Annotated in this window: 21 protein-coding genes and 1 pseudogene; 11 read left to right on the forward strand and 11 right to left on the reverse strand. The window is 64.1% G+C overall.

What is annotated here, in order from left to right; all coding sequences use genetic code 11:
- Positions 1–108: 108 nt before the first annotated feature.
- The 7 genes and pseudogenes from IVB45_RS35225 to IVB45_RS35255 form a co-directional block, all read right to left on the reverse strand.
- Positions 109–837, reverse strand: a complete 729-nt coding sequence (locus IVB45_RS35225; RefSeq protein WP_035961051.1) for an ABC transporter ATP-binding protein — start codon at positions 835–837, stop codon at positions 109–111.
- A complete protein-coding gene (locus tag IVB45_RS35230) occupies positions 830–1,597 on the reverse strand; it encodes an ABC transporter ATP-binding protein (RefSeq protein ID WP_247357595.1) in 768 nt (255 codons plus the stop codon). Before IVB45_RS35230 ends, IVB45_RS35225 begins: the two co-directional genes overlap by 8 nt.
- Positions 1,590–2,534: a branched-chain amino acid ABC transporter permease gene (locus IVB45_RS35235; RefSeq protein ID WP_247357594.1), complete on the reverse strand. Its 945-nt coding sequence runs from the start codon at positions 2,532–2,534 to the stop codon at positions 1,590–1,592. Before IVB45_RS35235 ends, IVB45_RS35230 begins: the two co-directional genes overlap by 8 nt.
- Positions 2,531–3,448 carry a branched-chain amino acid ABC transporter permease gene (locus tag IVB45_RS35240; protein ID WP_007615745.1) on the reverse strand — a complete coding sequence of 306 codons (918 nt, stop codon included), beginning with the start codon at positions 3,446–3,448 and terminating at the stop codon, positions 2,531–2,533. The genes IVB45_RS35235 and IVB45_RS35240 overlap by 4 nt, the downstream gene beginning before the upstream one ends.
- A 310-nt stretch (positions 3,449–3,758) precedes the next feature.
- Positions 3,759–3,977, reverse strand: a complete 219-nt coding sequence (locus IVB45_RS35245; RefSeq protein ID WP_027514447.1) for a hypothetical protein — start codon at positions 3,975–3,977, stop codon at positions 3,759–3,761.
- Position 3,978: 1 nt separating this feature from the next.
- The gene (locus IVB45_RS35250) at positions 3,979–4,638 is read right to left on the reverse strand and encodes an acyl-homoserine-lactone synthase (RefSeq protein ID WP_247357593.1); all 660 of its coding nucleotides are present in this window, start codon (positions 4,636–4,638) and stop codon (positions 3,979–3,981) included.
- Between the two features lie 86 nt (positions 4,639–4,724).
- Positions 4,725–5,452, reverse strand: a pseudogene (locus IVB45_RS35255) (LuxR family transcriptional regulator).
- A gap of 165 nt (positions 5,453–5,617) precedes the next feature.
- Between IVB45_RS35255 and IVB45_RS35265 the strand changes: the two are divergent.
- The 9 genes from IVB45_RS35265 (at position 5,618) to IVB45_RS35305 (ending at position 14,424) form a co-directional block, all read left to right on the forward strand.
- Positions 5,618–5,794: a hypothetical protein gene (locus IVB45_RS35265; protein WP_247357592.1), complete on the forward strand. Its 177-nt coding sequence runs from the start codon at positions 5,618–5,620 to the stop codon at positions 5,792–5,794.
- 135 nt (positions 5,795–5,929) lie between these two features.
- The gene (locus IVB45_RS35270; protein ID WP_247357591.1) at positions 5,930–6,865 is read left to right on the forward strand and encodes a LysR family transcriptional regulator; all 936 of its coding nucleotides are present in this window, start codon (positions 5,930–5,932) and stop codon (positions 6,863–6,865) included.
- Between the two features lie 143 nt (positions 6,866–7,008).
- Entirely contained in the window at positions 7,009–7,887 is an 879-nt protein-coding gene (locus IVB45_RS35275; protein WP_247357590.1) for a shikimate dehydrogenase, read from the forward strand.
- Positions 7,888–7,944: 57 nt separating this feature from the next.
- Complete coding sequence (locus tag IVB45_RS35280; protein ID WP_247285294.1) at positions 7,945–9,075, forward strand: ABC transporter substrate-binding protein; 1,131 nt, start codon at positions 7,945–7,947, stop codon at positions 9,073–9,075.
- A 122-nt stretch (positions 9,076–9,197) separates the two neighbouring features.
- Entirely contained in the window at positions 9,198–10,073 is an 876-nt protein-coding gene (locus IVB45_RS35285) for a branched-chain amino acid ABC transporter permease (protein WP_027565921.1), read from the forward strand.
- Positions 10,070–11,068, forward strand: coding sequence for a branched-chain amino acid ABC transporter permease (locus tag IVB45_RS35290; protein WP_027565922.1), 999 nt, complete (start codon positions 10,070–10,072; stop codon positions 11,066–11,068). The genes IVB45_RS35285 and IVB45_RS35290 overlap by 4 nt, the downstream gene beginning before the upstream one ends.
- Positions 11,065–11,808 (forward strand): ABC transporter ATP-binding protein, encoded by a 744-nt coding sequence (locus IVB45_RS35295; RefSeq protein ID WP_247357589.1) that lies wholly within the window; start codon positions 11,065–11,067, stop codon positions 11,806–11,808. Before IVB45_RS35290 ends, IVB45_RS35295 begins: the two co-directional genes overlap by 4 nt.
- A gap of 10 nt (positions 11,809–11,818) precedes the next feature.
- A complete protein-coding gene (locus tag IVB45_RS35300; protein WP_247357588.1) occupies positions 11,819–12,556 on the forward strand; it encodes an ABC transporter ATP-binding protein in 738 nt (245 codons plus the stop codon).
- Positions 12,553–14,424 carry a sugar phosphate isomerase/epimerase and 4-hydroxyphenylpyruvate domain-containing protein gene (locus IVB45_RS35305; protein ID WP_247357587.1) on the forward strand — a complete coding sequence of 624 codons (1,872 nt, stop codon included), beginning with the start codon at positions 12,553–12,555 and terminating at the stop codon, positions 14,422–14,424. The genes IVB45_RS35300 and IVB45_RS35305 overlap by 4 nt, the downstream gene beginning before the upstream one ends.
- 199 nt (positions 14,425–14,623) lie before the next feature.
- On the opposite strand, the gene IVB45_RS35310 is transcribed toward IVB45_RS35305, so the two are convergent.
- Positions 14,624–15,796, reverse strand: a complete 1,173-nt coding sequence (locus IVB45_RS35310; protein ID WP_247357586.1) for an ABC transporter substrate-binding protein — start codon at positions 15,794–15,796, stop codon at positions 14,624–14,626.
- Between the two features lie 297 nt (positions 15,797–16,093).
- Here IVB45_RS35310 and IVB45_RS35315 point away from each other — a divergent pair, with 297 nt between their 5' ends.
- Positions 16,094–17,356 (forward strand): NAD(P)/FAD-dependent oxidoreductase, encoded by a 1,263-nt coding sequence (locus IVB45_RS35315; protein ID WP_247357585.1) that lies wholly within the window; start codon positions 16,094–16,096, stop codon positions 17,354–17,356.
- Positions 17,357–17,417: 61 nt separating this feature from the next.
- On the opposite strand, the gene IVB45_RS35320 is transcribed toward IVB45_RS35315, so the two are convergent.
- Positions 17,418–18,629 (reverse strand): ABC transporter substrate-binding protein, encoded by a 1,212-nt coding sequence (locus tag IVB45_RS35320; protein WP_247357584.1) that lies wholly within the window; start codon positions 18,627–18,629, stop codon positions 17,418–17,420.
- 44 nt (positions 18,630–18,673) lie between these two features.
- A complete protein-coding gene (locus IVB45_RS35325; protein WP_247357583.1) occupies positions 18,674–19,894 on the reverse strand; it encodes a cytochrome P450 in 1,221 nt (406 codons plus the stop codon).
- An 83-nt stretch (positions 19,895–19,977) separates the two neighbouring features.
- On the opposite strand from IVB45_RS35325, the gene IVB45_RS35330 reads away from it, so the two are divergent.
- Positions 19,978–20,484 (forward strand): MarR family winged helix-turn-helix transcriptional regulator, encoded by a 507-nt coding sequence (locus tag IVB45_RS35330; protein WP_247357582.1) that lies wholly within the window; start codon positions 19,978–19,980, stop codon positions 20,482–20,484.
- A 360-nt stretch (positions 20,485–20,844) separates the two neighbouring features.
- On the opposite strand, the gene IVB45_RS35335 is transcribed toward IVB45_RS35330, so the two are convergent.
- Entirely contained in the window at positions 20,845–22,695 is a 1,851-nt protein-coding gene (locus tag IVB45_RS35335; RefSeq protein WP_247357581.1) for a feruloyl-CoA synthase, read from the reverse strand.
- Positions 22,696–22,984: the final 289 nt, after the last annotated feature.

Consider the following 22,984-nt stretch of genomic DNA (forward strand, 5'->3'; position numbering starts at 1 on the left):
CTCTCCCGTCATTGCGAGGAGCTCTTGCGACGAAGCAATCCAGACTGTCACATCAGAAACAGTCTGGATTGCTTCGCTACGCTCGCAATGACGGGAGAGAGCGGAGCCTCAAATCCCCAGATATTTGTGCTGCAGATCCGGCTCTGCCAATAGCTCGTCCGAGGTGCCGCTCCACACCGTCTTGCCGCGCTCGATGATGGTGTGGCGGTCGCAGATGCGGGCAAGGTGGTCGACGTTCTTGTCGACGACCAGGATCGATTGTCCCCGGCTCTTGAGCAGCGACAGGCAGCTCCAGATCTCTTCGCGGATCAGGGGTGCCAGGCCTTCGGTCGCTTCATCCAGGATGAGGAGCTTCGGATTGGTCATCAACGCGCGGCCGATCGCGAGCATCTGCTGCTCGCCGCCGGAGAGCTGGTTGCCCATGTTGGAGGCGCGCTCGGCCAGGCGCGGAAACATCACGTAGATCGCCGCCAGCGTCCAGGGATTGCTGCTGTCGAAACGATCGGCGGCGGCCGCGACCAGGTTTTCGCGCACGGTAAGATTCGGGAAGATCTGCCGCCCCTCGGGGACGAGGCCGACGCCGAGTTGCGCGATCCTGTAGGACGGTTGCGTCCGCACCTCCGAGCCTGCGAAGCGGATGCTGCCTGCGCGCGCCGGCGTCAGGCCCATGATGGAGCGGATGGTCGTGGTCTTGCCCATGCCGTTGCGGCCCATCAGCGAGACCATCTCGCCTGATTTGACAGACAGCGACAAGCCGAACAGCACCTGGGACAGGCCGTAGCAGGTCTCGATGCCGTCGACCTCGAGCAGCGTGTCACCCATCCCTTTTTCAGACATGGTGCGCCACCACATGCGCCTCGCCGAGATAGGCGCGCTTGACGTCCTCGTTCGCCCGGATCGCGGCCGGATCGCCGGAGGCGATGACGCGGCCATAGACCAGCACGGAGATGCGGTCGGCGAGCGCAAATACCGCCGGCATGTCGTGCTCGACCAGCACGATCGAGACCTCCTTGCGCAGCTCCTGGAGCAGCTGCACCATGCGCTGGGACTCGGTGACGCCGAGGCCCGCCATCGGCTCGTCGAGCAGCAAAAGTTTCGGCTTGCTTGCCAGCGCAACCGCCAGCTCGATCTGGCGACGCTCGCCATGGCTGAGCCTGGACACCAGGACGTCGGCACGATGGGCGAGACCGACACGGTCGAGCGCGGCATGCGCGGCATCGCGCAGGCCCTTCTCCTTGCGTGCATCGGCGAAGAATCGGAATGAGGTGCCGGCATGCGCCTGCGCCGCGAGCGCGACATTGTCGGCGGCGGTGAAATCGAGCAGCAGCGAGGTGATCTGGAACGAACGTGCCAGGCCCAGCGCGCAGCGGCGATAGGCTGGCAGATAGGTGATGTCGCGCCCCGCCAGCGAGACGCTGCCGGAATGCGGCTCCAGATGCCCGGTGAGCTGGCTGATCAGCGTGGTCTTGCCGGCGCCGTTCGGGCCGATGATGGCATGCAGCTCGCCTGCCGCAACGTCGAGCGAGACGTTGTCCGTCGCAACGATGCCGCCGAAGCGGCGCACCAGCTTGTCGACACGGAGCAGCGGCTCAGCCACGGTTGAGCCTCCCGAGCAGGCCCATGATGCCGCCGCGGCCGAACAGCACGATCAGCAGCAGCAGCGGGCCCATGATCAGCGCCCAATATTCGGTGAGCTGCGACAAGAACTCTTCCAGCAGCAAATATACCACCGCGCCGATGACCGGACCGAACAGCGTGCCCATGCCCCCGAGGATCACCATCACCATAAGGTCGCCGGAACGGGTCCAGTACATCGCGGCCGGGTTGACGAAATCGGTGTTGTTGGCGAGCAGCGCGCCGGCAAGGCCGCACATCATGCCGGAGATGACGAAGCAGACCAGCTGGTAGCGTTTCGAGGGAAAGCCGATCGCCTGCATGCGCTGCTCGTTGGAGCGCAGGCCCTGCAGGACGAGGCCAAAGCGCGAATTGACAATGCGCCAGATCAGGAAGACCACGCCGAACAGGCAGGTGAGGCAGAGATAGTAGAACTGCGTGCGGTTCGACAGGTTGATCAGCCCGGAGAAGTCGCTGCGCTTGTAGACGGTGAGGCCGTCATCGCCGCCGTAACGCGCCAGCCCCGAGGCGACGTAATAGGCCATCTGCGCGAAAGCGAGCGTGATCATGATGAAGTAAACGCCACGCGTGCGAAGCGAGAGCGCGCCGATCACGACGGCGTAAGTCGCGGAGGCCGCGAGCGCGACCGGAAACTGGATGAAACCGCTTCCCACGCCTTCCTGCGCCAGCATGCCGACCGCGTAACCGCCGATGCCGAGATAGGCGGCATGGCCAAAACTCATCATGCCGCCAAAACCCATGATGAGGTTGAGGCTCGCGGCCGCCAGCGCCAGGATGACGATGCGCGTGAACAGCGTCAGGATGAAGATGTTGCCGGAGAGTTGCGAATAGAGCGGCAGCAGCACGAGGCCCGCCAGCATCAGGGCCGTGACGGCCTTGCTCACAGTGAATGACTTCATCGGCGGTTGGCCGGAAACAGCCCCTCCGGCCGCACCACCAGCACGATCGCCATCAGCAGATAGATCAGCATGGACGACAGCGCGGGCGCGGCAGTGGAAGCAGCAGCGCCGCTCAGCACCTGCCGCAACAAATTCGGCAGGAAGGCGCGGCCGAGCGTGTCGATCATGCCGACGAAGATCGCGGCCAGGAACGCGCCCCGGATCGAACCGATACCGCCGATCACGATGATGACGAAGGCAAGGATCAGGATGTTCTCGCCCATGCCGATCTGCACGGTGAGGATCGGCGCCTGCATCAACCCGGCAAGACCAGCGAGCGCGGCACCGAGGCCGAACACCAGGGTGTAGAGCAGCTTGATGTTGATGCCGAGCGCGCCGATCATCTCGCGATTGGAGGCGCCGGCGCGGATCAGCATGCCGATGCGGGTACGCATCACGCCGAGATAGAGCAACAGCGCAACCAGCAGCGCCACGACGATGATGGCGAGGCGATAGGCGGGATAGTGAATGCCGGGCAGGATCGGCACCGGCACGGTGAGCCAAGCCGGCAGCGGCAATGCAAGCCCGGCCGGGCCCCAGATCAGCCGCACGGCTTCATTGAAGAACAGGATCAGGCCGAAGGTCGCGAGCACGTGGTCGAGATGGTCGCGTCCGTAGAGGTGCCGCAGCGCGGTCATCTCGAGCACGATGCCGAGCACGAGCGTCGCGCCGAGCGCCAAAAGCGCGCCGAGCAGGAAGCTGCCGGTCCAGGCTGCGAAGGTCGCGGCGAAATAGGCGCCCATCATGTAGAGCGAGCCGTGCGCGAGGTTGACGAGATCCATGATCCCGAACACCAGCGTCAGGCCGGCGGCGAGCAGGAACAGCAGCAGGCCGAACTGCAAACCGTTCAAGAACTGTTCGACGACGAGCAGCATCAAAACTCTTTCAGGCGCACGCAGGTTCGCGCCGATGTTCGAACACGGTCGCCATCAGTGAAAGAGCTCCCCCTGCCTGTACAAGGCGGAAAAATGGGTAATGGCAGTATCGTTCCGAGGCAAGAGCGATTCGACACCCAACATGCACTTTGTTGCATGCCGATGCATCCGATCGATCCTGGCCCTGTAATTTGCCCTGCAAGAAGACTGCCGCGCAGGATGGGTCAACCTGCCGCACCCAAACGGATCACCCTCCCTCCGTTCCCGGAGAGAGGGTGTGAAATTCGTCGCAACGTATGGATGGAGACCCCTAGTGCGACGTCATCTGCCGGGGAAGGTCATCCGGCTCGGCAAGCACGCTATTGGCTGTCGAGGCCTCCAGCGCCGCCATCCGGAACAGATAGGCGAGCGTCGCCAATCCGGTGTCTTCCGCCATCTGCGCGAGCTCGAGCGCCATGTCGGACATGTAGCCGAGATTTTCGTCTTTGATCTGCGCCATGATCTGGCTGTCCCGCATCATGTTCGACATCTCAGGCGCTCTTTCGTTGCGCGGCGGCGAGGCCGCAGAGGTTGGCAAGGGCGATGCAATCGATACGCGGACCGTCCTGTTGGACGACGTTTGTCGTCCCGATACGGTCACACACGGCATCCAGCGACTCCTGACGGATCTCGATCGTGGCCGCCATCGTCCAGGAATCTTCGACCAGCGCCGGCAATCCCAGCGGCGTGACGATGAATCCGATCTCGTGGAAGCGCGGCAGCCACCAGGTCTCCATCACAAGAGAGAGACGCTCGATGCCCTGATCGAGACAGAACTCCTGCGCCGCTGCCATCAATTGCCAATTGAACGCGCCGTCGCGGCGCTCGCGCGAAACGAAGAAACGTGACCACTCCCATACCAGCGGGTTGGAGGGGCAACCGCGCACCGCGGCGAGATGCGGGAAGACCTCGCTCATCATCGTCGGCTTGGTGGTAGGATAGAGGCGGGAGCCGCCGAGCACCCGGCGATTTTCGAGCGCCAGCAGGTAGACCGCGTCCTCATTGTCGTAGGTATCGACCTCGCGGCCATCGGGCTTGCGCAGCGCCTCCCATTTCCGCTCCTCGACAAAAATCTCGTGACGCACCCTGAAATGTTGCTCGAGAACGTCCTCGTAGAGGTGCCGGTTGGCGGCAGAAATCACATGAATCATTTATTCCCCCATTGTTCGAAATAAGGGGAACACTCACGGAAAACGGCCAAAGCGACTATTGGGAAATTTCCCAGTAGGCGCGGATTTCAGGGGGTGATGATTCTGTGGCGGATTGCGATCGCAACCGCATGCGTCCGGTTGACGGCACCAAGTTTGCGCGCGGCAGTTGCGAGATGCTCTTCGGCGGTGCGCTGCGTGATGTGCAGGATCTCGCCGATTTCCCAAGCCGACTTGCCCTGCGAAGCCCAGGCGAGCACCTCGCGCTCGCGCGGGGTAAGGCGCATCGATCGATGCGGCGCCGGATCGAGCAATCGGCGAATGTGATCGAAGCCGTACATGCCGATCAGGTGCAGCGCCGGCTTGCTGCGCGCATTGAGATCGAGGTGAACGCCACCGAGCGAGACGCCGGCCTCGTAGCCGGTCAATCCGTGGATCGGCACGACGAAGCCGCGCGACATACGGAAATCGGCAGCGCGCCGCATCACCTCCACCGCGCCCGGCTCCAGCTCCGGATCGTACGGCGCCTCGGACCACTCGAAAGGGTTCACCGTCTGCCGGCATTTGCGGATCACGGGATCGACGCGGTCGTAGCCTTTTGGGTATAGAGGCTGAACCACTCCGCCGGCCACTTCTTGGCGAGCACCATCTGGGAAAAACGCTGATCGGGATTCGGCAAGCCGGTTACGATGATGTGCTCGAAGCCGTAGCGCCCGAACGCGGTCGCAAGCGCATCCATGGCGTCCGGAACCTTGGTATAGGCTCCAAGCCCCTCAATGAAGTCGAGCGCTTCCCGGCCATAATCCACGGCGGACATCGGTGCGTTTCCTGACCCTCGTTATCGCTATAGCACGTCCTGGCGACTGCCTCAATTCAGCGTTTCCGTAGTTTCCCGGTATCCCATTGACCCCGAAGGCTTAATCTACTTGTGGAAGAAGTGACGTCAAGTTACACCTACAATGTCTGAAGCGGGGAAACCACGATGGAAGACGAGGACATCGCCCTCAACAGCGTGCTCGGCCTGGAACTCAACCGCGTATTTTTCGCCGTCCGCGAAACGGCAAACAAGCAGAAGATCATCGAGTTCGCGCGCGGGGTGCTGCAAAGCGAGCGCACCAAGCCGGTCGAGAGCGCCTCGCCGGAAGGACCGGCGAGCTAGCACGAAGTTGCGGCAACCGACGCCGCTACAACAGATCCCGCGCCTCCCTGACCGCTGGCCGCCCTTACCGCTGGCTGACATCATGGCTCCCGTGAGATAATCGCCGCCAAGGATTATCTTTTGGATGCCCAAGACATGATGACGCTACGCCAGGTTGAAGTGATCCGTGCCGTGATGGTGACGGGCACGATCGGCGGCGCGGCGAAGCTGCTGAACGTTTCGGCACCGGGCATCAGCCGCCTCGTCAAATACACCGAGCGCTCGCTCGGCATCCGCTTCTTTCAGCGCCAGAACGGCCGCTATTTCCCGACGCCGGAAGCCGAGAACATCTTCGAGCAGATCAATGGCGTCTACAAGAAGGTCGACGACCTCTCCGAGATCATCTCCAAGATCGGACGCGGCGGATTGTCGGAGTTGCGAATCGGCTCGGTGCCGAGCATTTCGCAAGTCATGGTGCCGCGCGCGATCGAGCGGGTCCGGCGACGCTATCCGGATTTGGGCATCGACATCAACATCCTCAAGCTCGAGGAAGCGATCGACTATCTCATGCTCGGCCGCGGCGAGTGCGTGGCGATGAGCTACCGCCTGGAGCATTCCGGGCTCGACTTCATGCCGCTCGCCTCCGGCGAGCTCTATTGCATCGTGCCGCCGGGCCACGAGCTCGCCGGCCGCAAGCAGGTCTCCGCCGCCGAGATCACCCGCTATCCGCTGATCGGCATCGATCCCAACGATCCCTACGGGCGGATCATGGCCGAGATCTTCGCGCGCCACCGCCTCGAGTACAACATCACCATCCGCGCCCGCTTCGGCACCACGGTCTGCGCGCTGGTGAAGGCGGGGCTCGGCATCGCCATCATCGACCAGTTCACGGTGGCCCATGGGGGCTATCCCGGCATCGAGCTGATCAAGATCACCGAGCCGACGCGATTCGATACCTGTATCGCGGTGAAGCGCGGCGCGCCGCTGTCGCTTCATGTCGAGTATTTCATCGAGGCCCTGCGCGCGGAGATGCGCGCGGTCGAGCCGTCGCGGGGCAGAAGCAGGGCCGCGCCGCCACGGCGGAAGAGATAACATTACGTTAGGTTTGCAGGACAAGAGGGTAATTGTGTTAGGCCGAGGAAAGGCTATCGTCCCTGGTGGAAGCCCCTTGGAATTGGGCGGATTTCCCCGCTAATGGCCGGGACCAAACGCTCCCAACGAGACGATAGCGAACCATGTCAAAGCGCGGACCTGCCGCATCCAAAAAACTCCTGACCGGCCTGATCGGCGCACCCATCGCGCATTCCGCCTCCCCTGCCATGCATGAGCGCGCCGCGGAGGGGCTTGGCCTGCGCGGACATTATCAGCTCATCGAAGTGGCCGGCGCCGATGCGGCCGGGCTCCGGCTGATGCTGGAAGGCGTGCGGCGGCTCGGCTTTGCCGGCGTCAACGTCACCTTTCCCTACAAGGAGGCAGTGGTCCCGCTGCTCGATGAACTGGCACCGGGTGCGGCCGCGATGGGGGCGGTCAACACCGTCGTCGCCAGCAACGGCCGGCTGATCGGCCACAACACCGACACGACGGGCTTTGCGCGCGCCGTCGCGCCGCTGCTGGCGGCCTCTGGAAACGCGGTCGCTGTGATCGGCACCGGCGGCGTCGGCAAGGCGATCGCCTTTGCGCTGGCGAGCCTTGACGTGGCCGACATCCGCATCTTCGACAGCGAGCCGGCACGCGCCGAAAAACTCGCCGCACTGCTCGTCAAGCAGGGTGGCGCCAGGGTCGCCGCGAGCGTCGAGGACGCGCTCGATGGCGCAACGGGCCTCGTCAACGGCACGCCGGTCGGCATGCTGCCGAACCGGGAAACGCCGGTCGCGCCGACGCTGTTGCGTCAAAACCTGTGGGTCGCCGACGCCGTCTATTCGCCGCTGATCACGCCGCTGCTAGCGGCTGCCCAAGCCAAGGGGGCGCGGATCATGACCGGCCGGGAGCTTGCGATCTACCAGGCCGCCGACGCTTTCGAACTGTTCACTGGCCTTGCCCCATCCACCGAGATCATGGGAGAGGCATTCGACGAGGTGATGGCGGCACGAAGCCCGGCCTATCACGCAGCGTAACCGAAGCGGCCGGACACAAGGCCGCGCGTAACATCAAAAGAAATCGGAGGATAGACCATGAAATCGACCATTCTGGCAGGCGCCCTGCTTGCATTCGCGACCGCAACCGGTGTCCACGCCCAGGCGATCAAGCTCGCCGACGTCGCCGAGCTGTCCGGCGGCGGCGCCACCGTCGGCACCAACTGGAAGAACGGCATCGACCTCGCGATCGAGGAGATCAACGCCAAGGGCGGCGTGCTCGGCCGCAAGCTCGAAGTCACTCATGCGGACTCGCAATCCAACCCGGGCGTCGCGCGCGCGCAGGTGCAAAAGGCGCTCGACGCCGAGCCCTATGTGCTGCTCGGACCCGGCTATTCCGGGTCCGTGAAGGTGACGGCGCCGCTGGCGGCCGAGGCCGGCATCGCGCAGATCATGGGCGGCGAAGCCGCCGAGCTGACGCAAGGCGGAAACAAATTCCTGTTCCGCACCTCGTTCGGCCAGCAATCGTCGATGCCGAAGGTCGCCAAATACATTCACGACGACATGAAGGCGAAGTCGGTCGCGGTGGTCTGGGTCAACAATGACTTTGGCCGCGGCGGTCGCGATGTCGTCGTCAAGGAGCTCGACCGGCTCGGCTCCAAGGTCGTCGCCGATCTCTCCACCGAGGCGGGCCAGGCCGATTTCGCCGCCGACGTCGGCAAGATCAAGGCCGCCAATCCCGACGCCGTGTTCGTCTATTTGAACGAGGAAGAGAGCGCGCGCATCCTCAAGGAGCTGAAGCGCCAGGGCGTCACCGCGCCGCTGATGGGCGAGACCACGCTGATCGGCCAGAAGGTGATCGAGCTTGCGGGCGATGCCGCCAACGGCGCGCGCGGCCATGTCGGCCTCACCACCGATGCGCCGGTCGACCTGATCAAGGCGTTTCGCGACAAGTTCGCGAAGAAGTACAATTACGTGCCCGACCATAACGGGCTGAAAGGCTATCTCGCGGTCTACATGGTGAAGGCCGCCACCGACAAGATGGGCAAGGTCGATTCCAAGGCGTTCGCCGACACGCTGCACGGCCTGACCATCAAGGCCGCGGACGAGCCGGGCATCTTGATGGACGTCTCCTTCAGCGACACCGGTGACATCGATCGCCAGAGCTTTCTGGTCGAAGTGGTCGAAGGCAAGCAGGTCGTGAAACAGGTGCTGCCGAAGGTGAAGTGAGGTCTTTGCCCTTCGCCCGCTTCTTGCGGAGCGAGATCTTTCGTCTCCCTCTCCCGTAAGAATGGGGGAGGGAGAAGAAAGAGAGTGGGGAGAGGGAGAAGACAGCGCGCCGAGAGGGGAAAATGTCCAATCTGTTCGATCTTCTGGTCGCCGGACTTGCCACCGGCGCGATCTATGCGCTGGTCGCGGTCGGCTTCACGCTGCTGTGGCAGACCTCGCAGACCATCAATTTCGCGCAAGGCGAGTTCGTGATGCTGCCGGCGTTCCTGATGCTGGCGGCGATGCATGCCGGCGCGCCGTTCTGGCTCGCGATCATCCTCGGTATCCTGCTTTCGATGCTCCTGCTCGGCCTCGCCTTCAAGATGCTGCTGGTGGATCCGATGATGCGCCATGGCGTGCTGCCGCTCGCGATCGCGACCATGGCGCTCGCGATCGGCCTCAAGGAGGCCGTAAAGCAGTTCTTCAGCGCCGAAGCCTCACCCTTCCCCTCAATCGTGCCGACCGGGGACGTCTCCATCCTCGGCCATGCCGTCTCGCTGCAAAGCATCGGCGTCCTCGTCCTCGCTATCGTTGCCGTCTTCGGCTTGACCGCGCTTCTCAACCGCACCTCGCTCGGCCACCAGATGCAGGCGGCGGCGCAGAATCCGACCGTGGCGCGCATCATCGGCGTTCCGGTCGAGCGGATGATTCTCCTGACCTTCCTGATCAACGCGTTCCTGGTCGCTCTCGCCTCGCTGTTGATCACGCCGATCTATCTCGCGAAATTCACGTCCGGCGAGGTGCTGGGCCAGGCTGCCTTCATCGCCGCGATCGTCGGCGGGTTCAATCAGGTGCGCGGCGCGATCGCAGGCGGTCTCCTGATCGGCGTGCTCGACAATCTCGCGGCTGCCTATGTCTCGACGCAGTACCGCGCCGCCGTGCCGATGATCTTCCTGATCGCCGTCATCCTGTTCCGGCCGCAGGGCCTGCTCGGTCGCGCCGAGGAGCGGACCGTATGAGTGGCTTCGCCAAACCTCTCAAGATCGCGTTCGGCCTCATCGTCATCGCTGCGCTGATCGTCGTCCCCATGAACTTCAACCGCTATGGCCTGTTCATCCTGAGCCAATGGGCGGTGATGGCCATCGCCGCAATGGGCCTCAACCTCACGCTCGGTTATGCCGGCCAGGTCTCGCTGGCACAGGGCGCCTTCGTCGGCATCGGCGCCTACGCCGCGGCAATCATGACCACCCATGGCTGGCCGCTGCCGGCGGCGATCGTCGTTGCGATCGCCTTGAGCTTCGCGGTCGGCTGGATGCTCGGCTATCCCGCGCTGCGGGTGCAGCACCATTACCTGGCCTTCGTCACGCTCGCCTTCTCCACGCTGGCCTTCCTGGTGTTTCGCAACGAGAGCTGGCTCACCGGCGGCATCTACGGCATCTCCAACATTCCGCGGCCGCACATCTTCGGCATCGCGACCAACAAGCCGCTGCCGTTCTATTATGTCTGCCTCGGCTCGCTCGCGATCGTGTCGCTCGCGGTGTGGTGGCTGATCCGCTCGCCCTGGGGCCGCGCCTTCATGGCGCTGCGCGAAAACCCGCTGCGGGCGCAGTCGCTGGGCGTCGACACGCGCCGCTATACGCTGATGGCGTTCGCGATCGGCTCCGCGCTCGGCGGCGTCGCCGGCGCGCTCTATGCGCCGCTGACGCAATATATCGATCCCGTGCCGTTCAACCTGTCGCTCTCGCTCGACCTGCTGATGATGGTGATCGTCGGCGGTGCCGGCTTCTTCCTCGGTCCGTTCCTCGGCGCGATGATCGCCGTGCTGTTGCCGGAATGGCTGCGCTTCACCGAGGGCTATTATCTGATGCTCTACGCGATCGCGGTGATGGGGCTGCTGATCTGGTCGCCGACCGGAATCTTGGGAATCCTCGACCGCTATCTCGCCGAACGCCGTACCAAGGTGGCCTCCGCCCAGCGCGCCGTCGCAAAGTCCCGGCTGGAGACGGTGCAATGAGCGCGGTCCTCGAAGTCACCGACATCAAGAAGAACTTTGGCGGGATCAGCGCCGTCAGCGGCGTCTCTTTCGACGTCCGCGAAGGCGAGATCCTCGGCCTGATCGGGCCGAACGGCTGCGGCAAGTCGACCCTGTTCAACTGCATCCTCGGCCAGCTCACGCCGAGCGGCGGCGAGGTCAAGCTCGACGGCAAGGTCGTCACGGGCTTGCGCCCCGCCGAGCTCAACAAGCTCGGGGTCAGCCGCACCTTCCAGCTCCTGCAGGTGTTCCCAAAACTCTCGGTGCGCGAGAACCTGATCCTCGCGGGACAGGAGCACCAGGGCAGCATGGCCTCGCGCCTGGTCGGCCGCTCCGATGCCGGACTGACGGAGGCCGCCAACCAGATGATCGGATTTTTCAAGCTCGATCATCTCGCCGACGAGCCGGCCGGCGGGCTCTCCTATGGCCAGCAAAAACTGCTCGACGCCGCCATGGCCTTCATGGGCGGACCGCGGCTGGTGCTGCTCGACGAGCCCGCCGGCGGCGTCAACCCGTCGATGCTCGCTGACCTGAAGGACCGCCTGGTCGCGATCAACCGCGAGAAGAATGCCACCTTCGTCGTGATCGAGCACAACATGGAATTCGTGATGTCGCTGTGCTCGCGCGTGATGGTGATGGCGGAAGGCAAGGTGCTGGCGATGGGACGACCGGACGAGGTCCGAAAGAACCCCGCCGTGATCGAAGCCTATCTCGGACATTAGGAGAGCCATCATGAGCGATCCGATCCTCTCGGTTCACAACCTCGTCGGCGGCTACGGCAAGATGACGATCCTGAACGGCACCACCTTCGCCGTGCCGCAGGCCACCATCACCACCATCATCGGCCCAAACGGCGCCGGCAAGTCCACCGTGTTCAAGGCGATCTTCGGCCTGCTCAGGCTGCGCGAGGGCAAGATCAGCTTCGCCGGCCGCGACGTCACCCATCTGAGCCAGCGCGCGCTGCTCAATGCCGGCATCTGCTACGTGCCGCAGGGCCGCAACATCTTTCCCGAGCTGTCGGTGCGCCACAACATCGAGCTCGGCGGCGTTTCCGCCGGCAAGGGCATCGACCTGCAGAGCAGGATCGAAGCCGCGCTCGACCTGTTCCCGGCGCTGCGGCGGAAATCGACGCAGCAGGCCTCCACGCTGTCCGGCGGCGAGCAGAAACAGCTCGAAATCGCCCGCTCGCTGCTGCTCGAACCGAAGCTCGTTCTGATCGACGAGCCCTCGATCGGCCTGTCGCCGCTGATGGTGCAGCAGACTTTCGACATCCTGCAATCCCTGCGCGACCGCGGTGTCACCATTCTGATGATCGAGCAGAACGCACGCTCGGCACTGGAGATTTCCGACATCGGCATCGTGCTCGAGCTCGGCCAGACCCGGATGATCGACGGCGCGAAGCGCATATTGAATGATCCCCGCATCGGACAATTGTTCCTGGGCGGCGCGATGAAGGACAACGCAGCATGAGTAAACGCTCGATCGCAACGGTCTCTCTCTCCGGCGCCCTTGACGAGAAGCTCCGCGCCATCGCGTCTGCAGGCTTCGACGCGGTCGAGATTTTCGAGAACGATCTGCTGTCGTTCGGCGCCGGCCCGCGCGACATCGCAAAACTCTGCAAGGACCTCAATCTCGAGATCTGCGCGTTTCAGCCGTTCCGCGATTTCGAGGGCATGCCGGAGCCGCAGCGTTCGCGCAACTTTGCCCGCGCCGAGCGCAAGTTCGACCTGATGCAGGAGCTCGGCACTGACCTGCTGCTGATCTGCTCCAACGTGTCGCCGGCCTCGCTCGGCGGCATTGACCGCGCCGCGGATGATTTTCGCGAGCTTGGCGAGCGCGCGGCCAAACGATCTTTGCGGGTCGGCTACGAGGCATTGGCTTGGGGACGCCACGTCAACGATTACCGCGATGCATGGGAAATCGTGCGGCGCGCCGAACACCCCGCGATCGGTGTCATCCTCGACAGCTTTCACGCACTGGCCCCCGGCTTTCCAGTCCGCGCGATGGCCTCGATCCCCGGCGACAAGATCTTCCTGATCCAGCTTGCGGACGCGCCGAAGCTCGAGCTCGACATCTTGTCGTGGAGTCGGCACTTCCGCTCCTTTCCCGGCCAGGGCGACCTGCCGGTCGGCGAGTTCATGGCGGCGATCGCGGCAACCGGCTATGCCGGACCGCTGTCGCTGGAGATCTTCAACGACCAATTCCGCGCCGGCTCGGCCGTGCAGACCGCGGTCGACGGCCTGCGTTCTCTGATCCTGCTGGAAGACCAGCTTGCACCGGATTGGCCAAAGCTCATCAGCGAGCCCTTGGCGCCGAAGCCCAGAAGTCGCGGCACGGGCTTCATCGAGTTTGCCGTCAACGAAACCAAGGCCGGCGAACTCGCCCGCCTGCTCGCGCAGCTCGGTTTCCGCAAGACCGGCAAGCATCGCAGCAAGGCGGTGGAGCGCTGGTCGCAAGGCAAGGTCGAGCTCGTCGTCAACTCCGAGACCGACGGCTTTGCGCATTCGCACTACGTGACGCATGGCCCCGGCGTCTGCGCCATCGCGCTCGACGTCGACAATGCCGGCCTCGTCATGCAGCGCGCCGAAACACTGAAAGCGCGCACCTTCTACCAGCCGGTCGGACCGGGCGAGCTCGAGATTTCCGCAATCCACGGCGTCGGCGGCAGCCTGCTGTATTTCCTCGACCAAGCCGGCAAGAACTGGGACACGGATTTCGAACAAGTCCCGAGCGACGCTCGCGCGGACGCCCTGCTGGCCGTCGATCACATCGCGCAGTCGATGCCCTATGACGAGATGCTGTCATGGCTGCTGTTCTACACCGGCATCCTCGACCTCAAGCGGCTGCCGCAGATGGAGATCGCCGATCCCAGGGGCCTCGTGCAAAGCCAGGCCGTCGTCAACGGCGACCAGAGCCTGCGCTTCGTGCTCAACGGCTCATCCGCCAACCGCACGCTGCCGGCCCGCTTCATCTCGGAGTTTTTCGGCTCGGGCGTGCAGCACGTCGCGTTCACGTGCCGGGACATTTTCGCGGCGGTCGCGGAGATGCGCAAGCGCGGCGCGGATTTTTTGGATATCCCGGATAATTATTACGACGACATCGAAGCCAAATACGACCTCGCGCCCGAGCTGATGGCGCAGCTGCGCGCCAACCACATTCTCTACGACCGCGAAGGCGACGGGGAGTTCTTTCAGGTCTACACCCACATCTTCGACGAGCGTTTCTTCTTCGAGATCGTGGAGCGACGGGATTATCAGGGCTTCGGCGCGGCCAATGCCGGGATCAGGCTCGCGGCGCAAGCGCGCGAGGTGCGGCCTGTGAGCATGCCGCGGATGTAGTCTCTACCAAGGCCGTCATTGCGAGGAGCGAAGCGACGAAGCAATCCAGAGTCTTTCCACGGAAAGATTCTGGATTGCTTCGCTGCGCTCGCAATGACGTGGAGGGACTGTGAGTGTGCGGCGACAGGACAACTCGTAAAGGCCGCCCCTGACCCGTTCCCTCTCCCCGCAAGAACGGAGAGAGGGAGAAGCAATCAGCTCACTTCATCGTGCATTTGTCGTGGAAGCGATCCTGGTCGTTTTCAACGATGGTCGCGACCGTCTTCAGCGAGAGCTGGCCTTCGCCGTCCTTGACGACGTCCTGGAGATAGAAGTTCTGCACCGGGATGTGGTTCTTGCCGTACTTGAAGGGGCCGCGTAGCGACTTGAAGTTGGCCTTCTCCATCTCGGCTTTCATCGCGTCCTTCTTGCTGGTGTCGCCCTTCACCGCGACCACCGCGCTGTTGATGAGCTGGGCCGCGTCATAGGCTTGCGCGCCGTAATAGGTCGGGCGCAGGCCGGGGTACTTCTTGCGATAGTCGGCGACGAAGCGCTTGTTCTGCTCGTTGGGCAGATCATTCACCCATTCCTGCGCGCCGGGAACGCCGAGCGCGTTCTCCTTTTGCAGCGGCAGCGACAGCTCGTCGACGGTGAACGCCGTGTAGAGCGGCATCGTGCTCTTCAGCCCGGCTTGCGCATATTGGTTGAGGAACTGCACGCCGGCTGCACCGGGATAGAACACGAAGATCGACTCGGCACCCGAGGCGCGCGCCTTGGAGAGCTCGGCGGAGAAGTCGAGCTGGCTCGGCCAGACCGTGTATTCCTCGCCCTTGACCTCGCCCTTGAACGTGCTCTTCACGCCCGCGAGCATGTCCTTGCCGGCGGCGTAGTTCGGGCCGATCAAGAAGACGCTCTTGACGCCCTTCTGGTTCATGTAGAGGCCCATGGCGGCCGGCGTCTGGTCGTTCTGCCAGGAGGTCGAGAACACGTAAGGCGAACAGAGCTCGCCGGCTAGCTGCGACGGACCGGCATTGGCCGAGATCAGGATGGTCTGCGAATCCACGGCGGTCTTGAGCGAGGCCAGCAGCACGTTCGACCAGATGTAGCCGACGATGAAGTCGACCTTGTCGGACTGCACCAGCTTCTCGGTCTTCTGCTTGCCGACGTCGGGCTTCTGTCCGTCGTCCTCGTAAATCACCTCGACCGGCTTGCCGTCCATCTTGCGGCCGATGTGATCCAGCGCGAGCTCGAACGAGTTGCGCATGTCGTTGCCGATCACGGCGGTCGGGCCGCTGAAGGTCGAAACGAATCCGATCTTGATGGTGTCGCCGGCGGATGCCGGGCCTGCCAGCACCAGCGCCGCTGCGCCCGCCAGCCAGAATGCCGTCCTCATAACCACTCCCCTCCATATTATTATGCCCGGAAGCGGGGTGATTGCCGCCCCGGGTCATCTCTATTGAACGCAAAATCTGTCGCGCCGCCAATGGCTCAGCGCCCGCCCTGCACCATATTTCACCCCGATCGTTAATGGCAAGAAATATAGTTCTACTCACTTCGGCGAGGGCTGCGGCGCTTTTTCGCGGGATATCGATACGTCAGGCCTATCCAGCGATTGATGACGGCTATTGGACCGCGGCGCCCGATCAGCGTTTAGATGAGGATAGAGCCGCGAGATTCGGAGGGGCGCATCATGACCACGACACCGCATCGCGTCGTCATCGTCGGAGCCGGCTTCGGCGGGCTGGAGACGACCTACCGGCTCGCCGGCAGCCCGGTCGAGATCACGCTGATCGACCGCCGCAACCATCATTTGTTCCAGCCGCTGCTCTACCAGGTCGCGACCGCCTCGCTCGCCACCAGCGAGATCGCATGGCCGGTCCGGCACCTGATGCGCGACCGGCGCGATGTGACGACGCTGTTTGCGACCGTCAGCGGCGTCGACGCCGACAGGCGCTGCGTGCTGATCGACGACGGCAGCGAGGTGCCGTACGACACGCTGGTGCTCGCCACCGGCGCGCGGCATGCCTATTTCGGTCACGACGAATGGGAGAAGTTCGCGCCGGGCCTGAAGACGCTGGAGGACGCGACGACGCTGCGCCGTCACATCCTGGTGGCGTTCGAGCGCGCCGAGCGCGAGACCGATCCGGAAAAGCGCGCGGCGCGGCTGACCTTCGTCATCGTCGGCGCCGGCCCCACCGGCGTCGAGCTCGCCGGTACCATCGCGGAGATGGCGCATCACACACTGCCCGCCGACTTCCGCAACATCGACACCAACAAGGCGCGCGTGGTGCTGATCGAGGCGGGTCCGCGCGTGCTCGCAGGCTTCCCTGATGACCTTTCGGCCTACGCGCAGGCCTCGCTGGAGAAAATCGGTGTCGAGGTCGTGCTCGGACAGGCCGTCACCGAGATCAATCGCGAGGGCGTGGTGTTCGGCGGCAAGCTGCTCGAAGCCAAGACACGAATCTGGGCCGCCGGCGTGCGCGCCTCGCCCGCGGCCGAGTGGCTGGGCGCACCGGCCGATCGTGCCGGGCGCGTGCAGGTCGAAGACGATCTTACGATCCCCGGTCATCCCGAAATCTTTGCGATCGGCGATACCGTCTTGATCAACGCCTGGGACGGCAAGCCCGTGCCCGGCATCGCGCCCGCCGCCAAGCAGCAGGGCCGTCACGTGGCCGAGACCATCAAGGCCCGGCTGCGCAAAGAGCCGACCGGCCCGTTCCGCTACAAGCACTCCGGCAGCCTCGCGCAGATCGGCAAGCGGCTCGCGGTGATCGACTTCGGCCGCATCCAGCTGCGCGGCACCATCGCGTGGTGGATCTGGGGCATTGCCCACATCTACTTCCTGATCGGCTTGCGCCACCGCCTCAGCGTCGCCCTGAGCTGGCTCTGGATCTACGCCCGCGACCAGCGCGCCGCCCGGCTGATCACGCAGGGAAGCAGCAAGGTGGTGTAGGGCTTCTTCTCCCTCTCCCCGTTCTTACGGGGAGAGGTTAAGTGAGGCGCGCTCGCCGCCCCTATTTCACCAGTTCACAGCCGCCTTCCGCCAGCGGGCGGAACGCCTGCTCCGCAGAGATCGTCGAAACCAGCTTGTAATAATCGTACGGATATTTCGACTCCTCCGGCTTCTTCACCTCGAACAGATACATCGGATGCACGACGCGGCCATCCTGGCGGATCGCGGTATCGCCGAACAGCTTGTCCTTGCCCCTGAACTTCTTCATCTCGGGCACGGCGTCCTTGGCATTGTCGCTGCCGGTGGCGGCGACCGCGTTGAGATAAGCGAGCGTGGAGGCATAGACCCCGGCCTGGTTGCCGCTCGGCATCTTGCCGTTCATGCCGGGCCGCGCCGCGAACCGCTTGGCGAAGGCGCGGGTATCGTCGTTCATGTCCCAGTAGAAGGCTTCCATGAGCTGAAGCCCTTGCGCGACCTTGATGCCCATGCCGTGGACGTCGTTGATGAAGAGCAGGAAAGCGACGAGCTTTTGCCCGCCCCGCTGGATCCCGAACTCGGCCGCCTGCTTCACCGCGTTGATGGTGTCGCCGCCGGCATTGGCGAGCCCGATCACCTGCGCCTTCGAGCCCTGCGCCTGCAACAGGAACGACGCGAAGTCGGAGGTGCCGAGCGGATGTTTGCTGGATCCGATCACCTTGCCGCCATGCGCCTCGATATATTTCTGGGCTTCCGCCTCGATGCCCTTGCCGAGCGCGTAATCGACCGTGAGGAAATACCAGTCCTTGCCGCCGCGCGACATCATCGCGGCCGCGGTGGTGTTGCCGGTCGCCCAGGCGTCGTTGACCCACTGGATGGTGTTGGGCGAGCAGGCCTTGCCGGTGAGATCGGAGCTCGCGGTGGACGACGCCAGGAACGTCATGCGGCTGTCGCGCAGCAGCGTGTTGATGGAGAGACCAACGGCCGAGTTCGGCACGTCGACGATGGCATCGACACCCTCGACATCGAGCCATTTGCGCGCGATGGCGTTGCCGACATCGGCCTTGTTCTGGTGATCGGCGTAGACGATCTCGACCTTGATATTCTTGCCGCCGCCGTTGAAATCCTCAGCCGCCATGCGCGCGGCCTCGACCGAACCCATGCCGTTGGTGTCCTGGAAGATGCCGGAGACGTCGTTGAGCACGCCGACGCGCACGACATTGTCGGAGATCTCGGCATTTGCCGCGCCGCCAATCAGGCTCGCGGCCAGCGCAAGCGTCCACTTCAAGTTCTTCATTGGTCCCTCCCCTGTCGTATTGATTATTTCCGATGCCGGCAGCGTCAGCCCGGCGTGATGGTTACAGGCAGGCTGTCGAGCCCGCGCAGCGTGTTGTTGAAACGGCGCTGTGGCTCGCCCGTGATCTCGATCTTCGCGATCCGGCGGGCCAGAGCCGCGAGCATTGTCTCGCCTTCGAGCCGCGCGACCAGCTGGCCGACGCACATGTGAATACCTGAGCCATAGCCGACATGGCCCGACGTGCGGCGGGTGACGTCGTAGCTGTCCGGCTTGTCCCAGCGCCGCGGATCGCGATTGGCAGCCGCCAGGAACATCAACACCTTCTCGCCCTCACCGATGGTCGCGCCTGACAGATCGACCTCGCGCGTTGTCGTGCGGAAGAAGGTCTGCACCGGACTTTCAAAACGGACGGCCTCCTCGAAAGCGTTGCGCGCCAGCGTGAAATCGCCGCGCAAGCGCTGCCACTGCTCCGGGAAGCGCGCGAGACAGTAGACCGCTGCACCGATGCCGTTGACGGTGGTGTCGAGGCCCGCCGACAGCAGCGAACGCACCAGCAGCGGCGCTTCGGTCGCGGTGATGGCACCCTCGTCGACATGAGCGTGGATGCAGGCGCCGATGCCGCCGGGCGCGAGGTTGTCCCGCTGGCACTGCTCGGTAACATAGGCCTGGTGCGGCGCTGAGCGCGCGATCGCCTCGTTGCGCAACTGGTTCGGCGGGCCGAAGGCGTTGAACACCACGCTCGCATAGGGAATGAGATTCTCGCGTCCCTCAGGCTTCAGCCCGAGCGCATCCGGGAAGATCGACAGCGGATAGGCTTCGGCGAGGTCCGTAATGGCATCGAAGCTGCGCTTCTCCAGCAAAGCGTCCACACGCTCTTCCGCTGCCGCGGCAAAGCGGTCGCGGAGCCCCTTCATCACCGTCGGCGACAGCACCTTCGAGAGCACGGCGCGGGTGCGGGCGTGCGCGGGTGGATCGGCTTCGAGGATCAGGCTTGGCGGCCGCCACGGCGTCTCCTTCTTGAAGTCGGACAGGCCGACGCCGCGGCTGGAGCAGAACGTCGCGGGATCATTCAGCACGGCATGGACCTCGGCATAGCGCGCCACGCCATAGACGTTCCACTTGTCGAGATAGACGACAGGTCCCGCCTCCCGCAGCAGCTCATGCGTGGGATAGGGATCGGCGAAAAAATTCATGTCGAAGGGATCGACGTCGAGATGCGGGACGGCCGACGAACCGCTGATTTCCGGGGAGCTGGAAGTGCTCATGGAAGTCCTCCCTCATTTTGATCTTGTGAAAGGGCCGCGCTTACCTTTAGGTCTCCAGACACGCCGCGAGACAGAATCCCGACATGCCGCCGTCTTCGACCAGAGCCCGCCAAAAACCTGCGCCCGCCGAGACGGGACCGACGCTCGATCTCGACCGCTACGTCCCCGCGTTCATCACCTTCATCGCCAACAAGCTCTCGAACAGCGCCACCGCGTTCTATCAGCGAGAGTTCGGCGTCAACGTCACGGAATGGCGGATCATGTCGCTGCTGGCGATCGAGCCCGGCATTCCCGCCTCGCGCATCTGCCACGTCATCGGTTTCGACAAGGGCCCGGTGAGCCGGACGCTGGCTGGTCTGGAAAAGCGGGGGCTGATCTCGATCCGCACCGATCCCAACGACGGGCGCACCCATTCGATCGCGCTGACGGCGAAGGGCCGCGCCATCCATGACAAGGTGATCGTCGCCGCATTCGAGCGCGAACGGCGCCTGTTGTCCTGCCTGGACAAGGACGAGCGCGAGGTGCTGATCGACCTGTTGCGCCGCCTGCACGAAAATCTCGGCGCGGTGACCGGCAGCACCGAGACCTGACGGACCCCACCCCGGGCGCAGACCCCTGTCATATCCAGGCATGCGCGGGCGTTCGCCTGCGGCACCCTCTCTGCCGAGCATTGCTCCCTCCGAGATCCGACGCGACGGTTCCTTCCCGCCGTCATCCTTGTCTGGAACGGTTCGCACAAATTAGTTGCTCCGGCAACAAAAGAATCGTGCAGGATATTGCGGCAGGTTTGCTGGCCCAATGGCGAGCTGTTTCAGCCCCGTCATTGTGAGCGCGGCGAAGCAATCCAGACCGTCTCCGCGGCGGGATTCTGGATTGCTTCGCTGCGCTCGCAATGACGATGTGGAGGGAGCGCGCGTCGGTCGCCTAGCGCCGTCGTAGTCAGTGAATGCCTACAGACCGATCCACTCGCCCGGCGCATCGTGATCCAACCGCGCCACCGCATCGGCGCGGCGCGTCAGCACCGCGCGCTGGTTGATGTAGCCCTTGTCGGTGATCTCGCCGCCGTCCACCGACGGCGGCTCGACGAGCAGCAGGGCGCGCGTGGCGTGGGCGGAGGAGTTGGCGCCGTGTTGCTTGAGTTGCGCCAGACCCTGCGCGATCGCGGCTCTGATCTTGTCATGCGCGAGCAATTCGTTCACGTTCGCGGTGTCGGGCAAGCCGGCATGCGCGCGGCACGCGGCGATGTTCGGGAACACCAGGAAACGCACCTCGTCGCCGCCATGGCCGGTGACGACGATGTCCTGCGCGAGCGGCGCCAGCGCGGCGATGCCGGCGAGGCGCAGCGTGCCGACGCTGACCCAAGTGCCGGAATTGAGCTTGAAGTCCTCCGCGACACGGCCATCGAAGAACAGGCCGCGCTCAGGCCGGTTCGCATCGGCGAACTTCACGGCATCACCAATGAGATAAAAGCCCTCGTCGTCAAACGCCTGCCTGGTCAGCTCCGGCGCCTTCCAATAGCCCGGCGTGACGTTGGGGCCGCGCACGCGCACCTCCAGCTTGTCGCCGGAGGTCACGAGTTTCAATTCGGTGCCGGGGATGGGCACGCCGATATTGCCCGAGCGCTCCGCGAGGAAATGGCAGTCGGTCGCCAGCGGCGACGTCTCGGTCGAGCCCCACGCCGAGACCATCGGCATCGCGCGGCCAACGGTCTTGACGGAGAGTTCTTCCAGCGCGTCCCAGAGATTCTGCGGCAGCGCAGCCCCTGCGTAGAACGCGAATTTCACCTCGCTGAAGAAGCGGCGACACAGCTCCTCGTCTGCGCGCAGCGCCGTGATCAACATGTCGAAGCCGCGCGGCACGTTGAAATAGACCGTCGGCATCACGCTTTTGAGATTGGCAAGGGACGTCGCAAACAGGCCGGGCGCCGGCTTGCCGCCGTCGATATAGAGCGAGCCGCCATTGCGCAGCACGAGATTGAAATTGTGGTTGGCGCCGAACGTATGGCTCCAGGGCAGCCAGTCGAGAATGACGAGATCCTCGCGCGCCTGTTCGAGAAAGGTCCACGTCTGGGCCTTGGCCTGCTGGCTGGAGGTCAGCATGCGCTGGGTGTTGATCACGGCTTTCGGCGTGCCGGTCGAGCCCGAGGTGAACAGGAATTTTGCGATGGTGTCCGGTGTGACAGCGGCGAAGGCTTTTGCGACGTCCGCAGTTTCTGGCGTCGCCGCAACGGCGCGGAAGGCGAGCGCATCGGCGTCGCTCGCATTGCCGCTGATGATCTGCGCATCGTGCAACGGCTTGATCGCGGCGAGCGCTGCCGCAAATGGCTTGGTCGCGGAGACATAGATCGCGCCGGGCTCGAGCAGAGTGATCATGCTCCTGAGCTTGTCAAAGTCCTTTGACATCAGCGAATAGGCTGGCGAGATCGCGGCCGAAGGCACGCCGACATGCTGGGCCGCGAGCGCAAGCAGCGCATGGTCGATACTGTTATCGGAGAGGATCACGAGCGGGCGTTCGGCGCTGAGTCCTTGCGCCAAAATCCACGACGCCGCCGCGCGGACTCTCCGCAAGGCACCCGCGTAGGTCACGGTGGCCCAGGGCATATCCGCGCTGTCTCGCTCCGCGAGGAAAGTCGCATCGGGCCTCTGCCGCGCCCATTGCTCCAGCCAGTCGCCGATGCAGCGCGCGCCATCGCGCAGCGGCTCGGGCGAGCGCAGCACGATGCTGCCGTCGGCGCGATGCTTGGCAACGGTTCTGGGTGTCGCGAACAGGCTCGCAGCATCACCGCGAGGGGCGGTTGTCATGGTTTCCTCCTCGCCCGGAAGCCGGGATCGGCCGCAGCCTCGTCGCGGACCGCGTTGGCCATAATGTTGGGCATGTCAATTGTTGGGGCGCAAGCTCAGGCCCGTTGAGCTGCCCATTATTTGCGCAAATGCTCGTAACAGGGCGCTGACACGAAGCTCCGCCAGCGCTCGAAATATCCCACAAGCCTCTGATCTCTCGGTAATATCCGCAGCACTTGTCCTGCCCGAATTCTGTACACAATGGCACATCGCTTGCTTCGATCGGGGTGAAGAGACGTAGCCGGAGATT

It is taken from the genome of Bradyrhizobium sp. 4 (genome assembly GCF_023100905.1).
Classification (GTDB): Bacteria; Pseudomonadota; Alphaproteobacteria; order Rhizobiales; family Xanthobacteraceae; genus Bradyrhizobium.

Coding starts and splice junctions, on each gene's coding strand:
- IVB45_RS35225 (WP_035961051.1), bottom strand. CDS start 837: ATGTCTGAAAAAGGGATGGGTGACACGCTGCTCGAGGTCGACGGCATC.
- IVB45_RS35235 (WP_247357594.1), bottom strand. CDS start 2,534: ATGAAGTCATTCACTGTGAGCAAGGCCGTCACGGCCCTGATGCTGGCG.
- IVB45_RS35240 (WP_007615745.1), bottom strand. CDS start 3,448: ATGCTGCTCGTCGTCGAACAGTTCTTGAACGGTTTGCAGTTCGGCCTG.
- IVB45_RS35245 (WP_027514447.1), bottom strand. CDS start 3,977: ATGTCGAACATGATGCGGGACAGCCAGATCATGGCGCAGATCAAAGAC.
- IVB45_RS35250 (WP_247357593.1), bottom strand. CDS start 4,638: ATGATTCATGTGATTTCTGCCGCCAACCGGCACCTCTACGAGGACGTT.
- IVB45_RS35265 (WP_247357592.1), top strand. CDS start 5,618: ATGGAAGACGAGGACATCGCCCTCAACAGCGTGCTCGGCCTGGAACTC.
- IVB45_RS35270 (WP_247357591.1), top strand. CDS start 5,930: ATGATGACGCTACGCCAGGTTGAAGTGATCCGTGCCGTGATGGTGACG.
- IVB45_RS35275 (WP_247357590.1), top strand. CDS start 7,009: ATGTCAAAGCGCGGACCTGCCGCATCCAAAAAACTCCTGACCGGCCTG.
- IVB45_RS35280 (WP_247285294.1), top strand. CDS start 7,945: ATGAAATCGACCATTCTGGCAGGCGCCCTGCTTGCATTCGCGACCGCA.
- IVB45_RS35285 (WP_027565921.1), top strand. CDS start 9,198: ATGTCCAATCTGTTCGATCTTCTGGTCGCCGGACTTGCCACCGGCGCG.
- IVB45_RS35290 (WP_027565922.1), top strand. CDS start 10,070: ATGAGTGGCTTCGCCAAACCTCTCAAGATCGCGTTCGGCCTCATCGTC.
- IVB45_RS35295 (WP_247357589.1), top strand. CDS start 11,065: ATGAGCGCGGTCCTCGAAGTCACCGACATCAAGAAGAACTTTGGCGGG.
- IVB45_RS35300 (WP_247357588.1), top strand. CDS start 11,819: ATGAGCGATCCGATCCTCTCGGTTCACAACCTCGTCGGCGGCTACGGC.
- IVB45_RS35305 (WP_247357587.1), top strand. CDS start 12,553: ATGAGTAAACGCTCGATCGCAACGGTCTCTCTCTCCGGCGCCCTTGAC.
- IVB45_RS35310 (WP_247357586.1), bottom strand. CDS start 15,796: ATGAGGACGGCATTCTGGCTGGCGGGCGCAGCGGCGCTGGTGCTGGCA.
- IVB45_RS35315 (WP_247357585.1), top strand. CDS start 16,094: ATGACCACGACACCGCATCGCGTCGTCATCGTCGGAGCCGGCTTCGGC.
- IVB45_RS35320 (WP_247357584.1), bottom strand. CDS start 18,629: ATGAAGAACTTGAAGTGGACGCTTGCGCTGGCCGCGAGCCTGATTGGC.
- IVB45_RS35325 (WP_247357583.1), bottom strand. CDS start 19,894: ATGAGCACTTCCAGCTCCCCGGAAATCAGCGGTTCGTCGGCCGTCCCG.
- IVB45_RS35330 (WP_247357582.1), top strand. CDS start 19,978: ATGCCGCCGTCTTCGACCAGAGCCCGCCAAAAACCTGCGCCCGCCGAG.
- IVB45_RS35335 (WP_247357581.1), bottom strand. CDS start 22,695: ATGACAACCGCCCCTCGCGGTGATGCTGCGAGCCTGTTCGCGACACCC.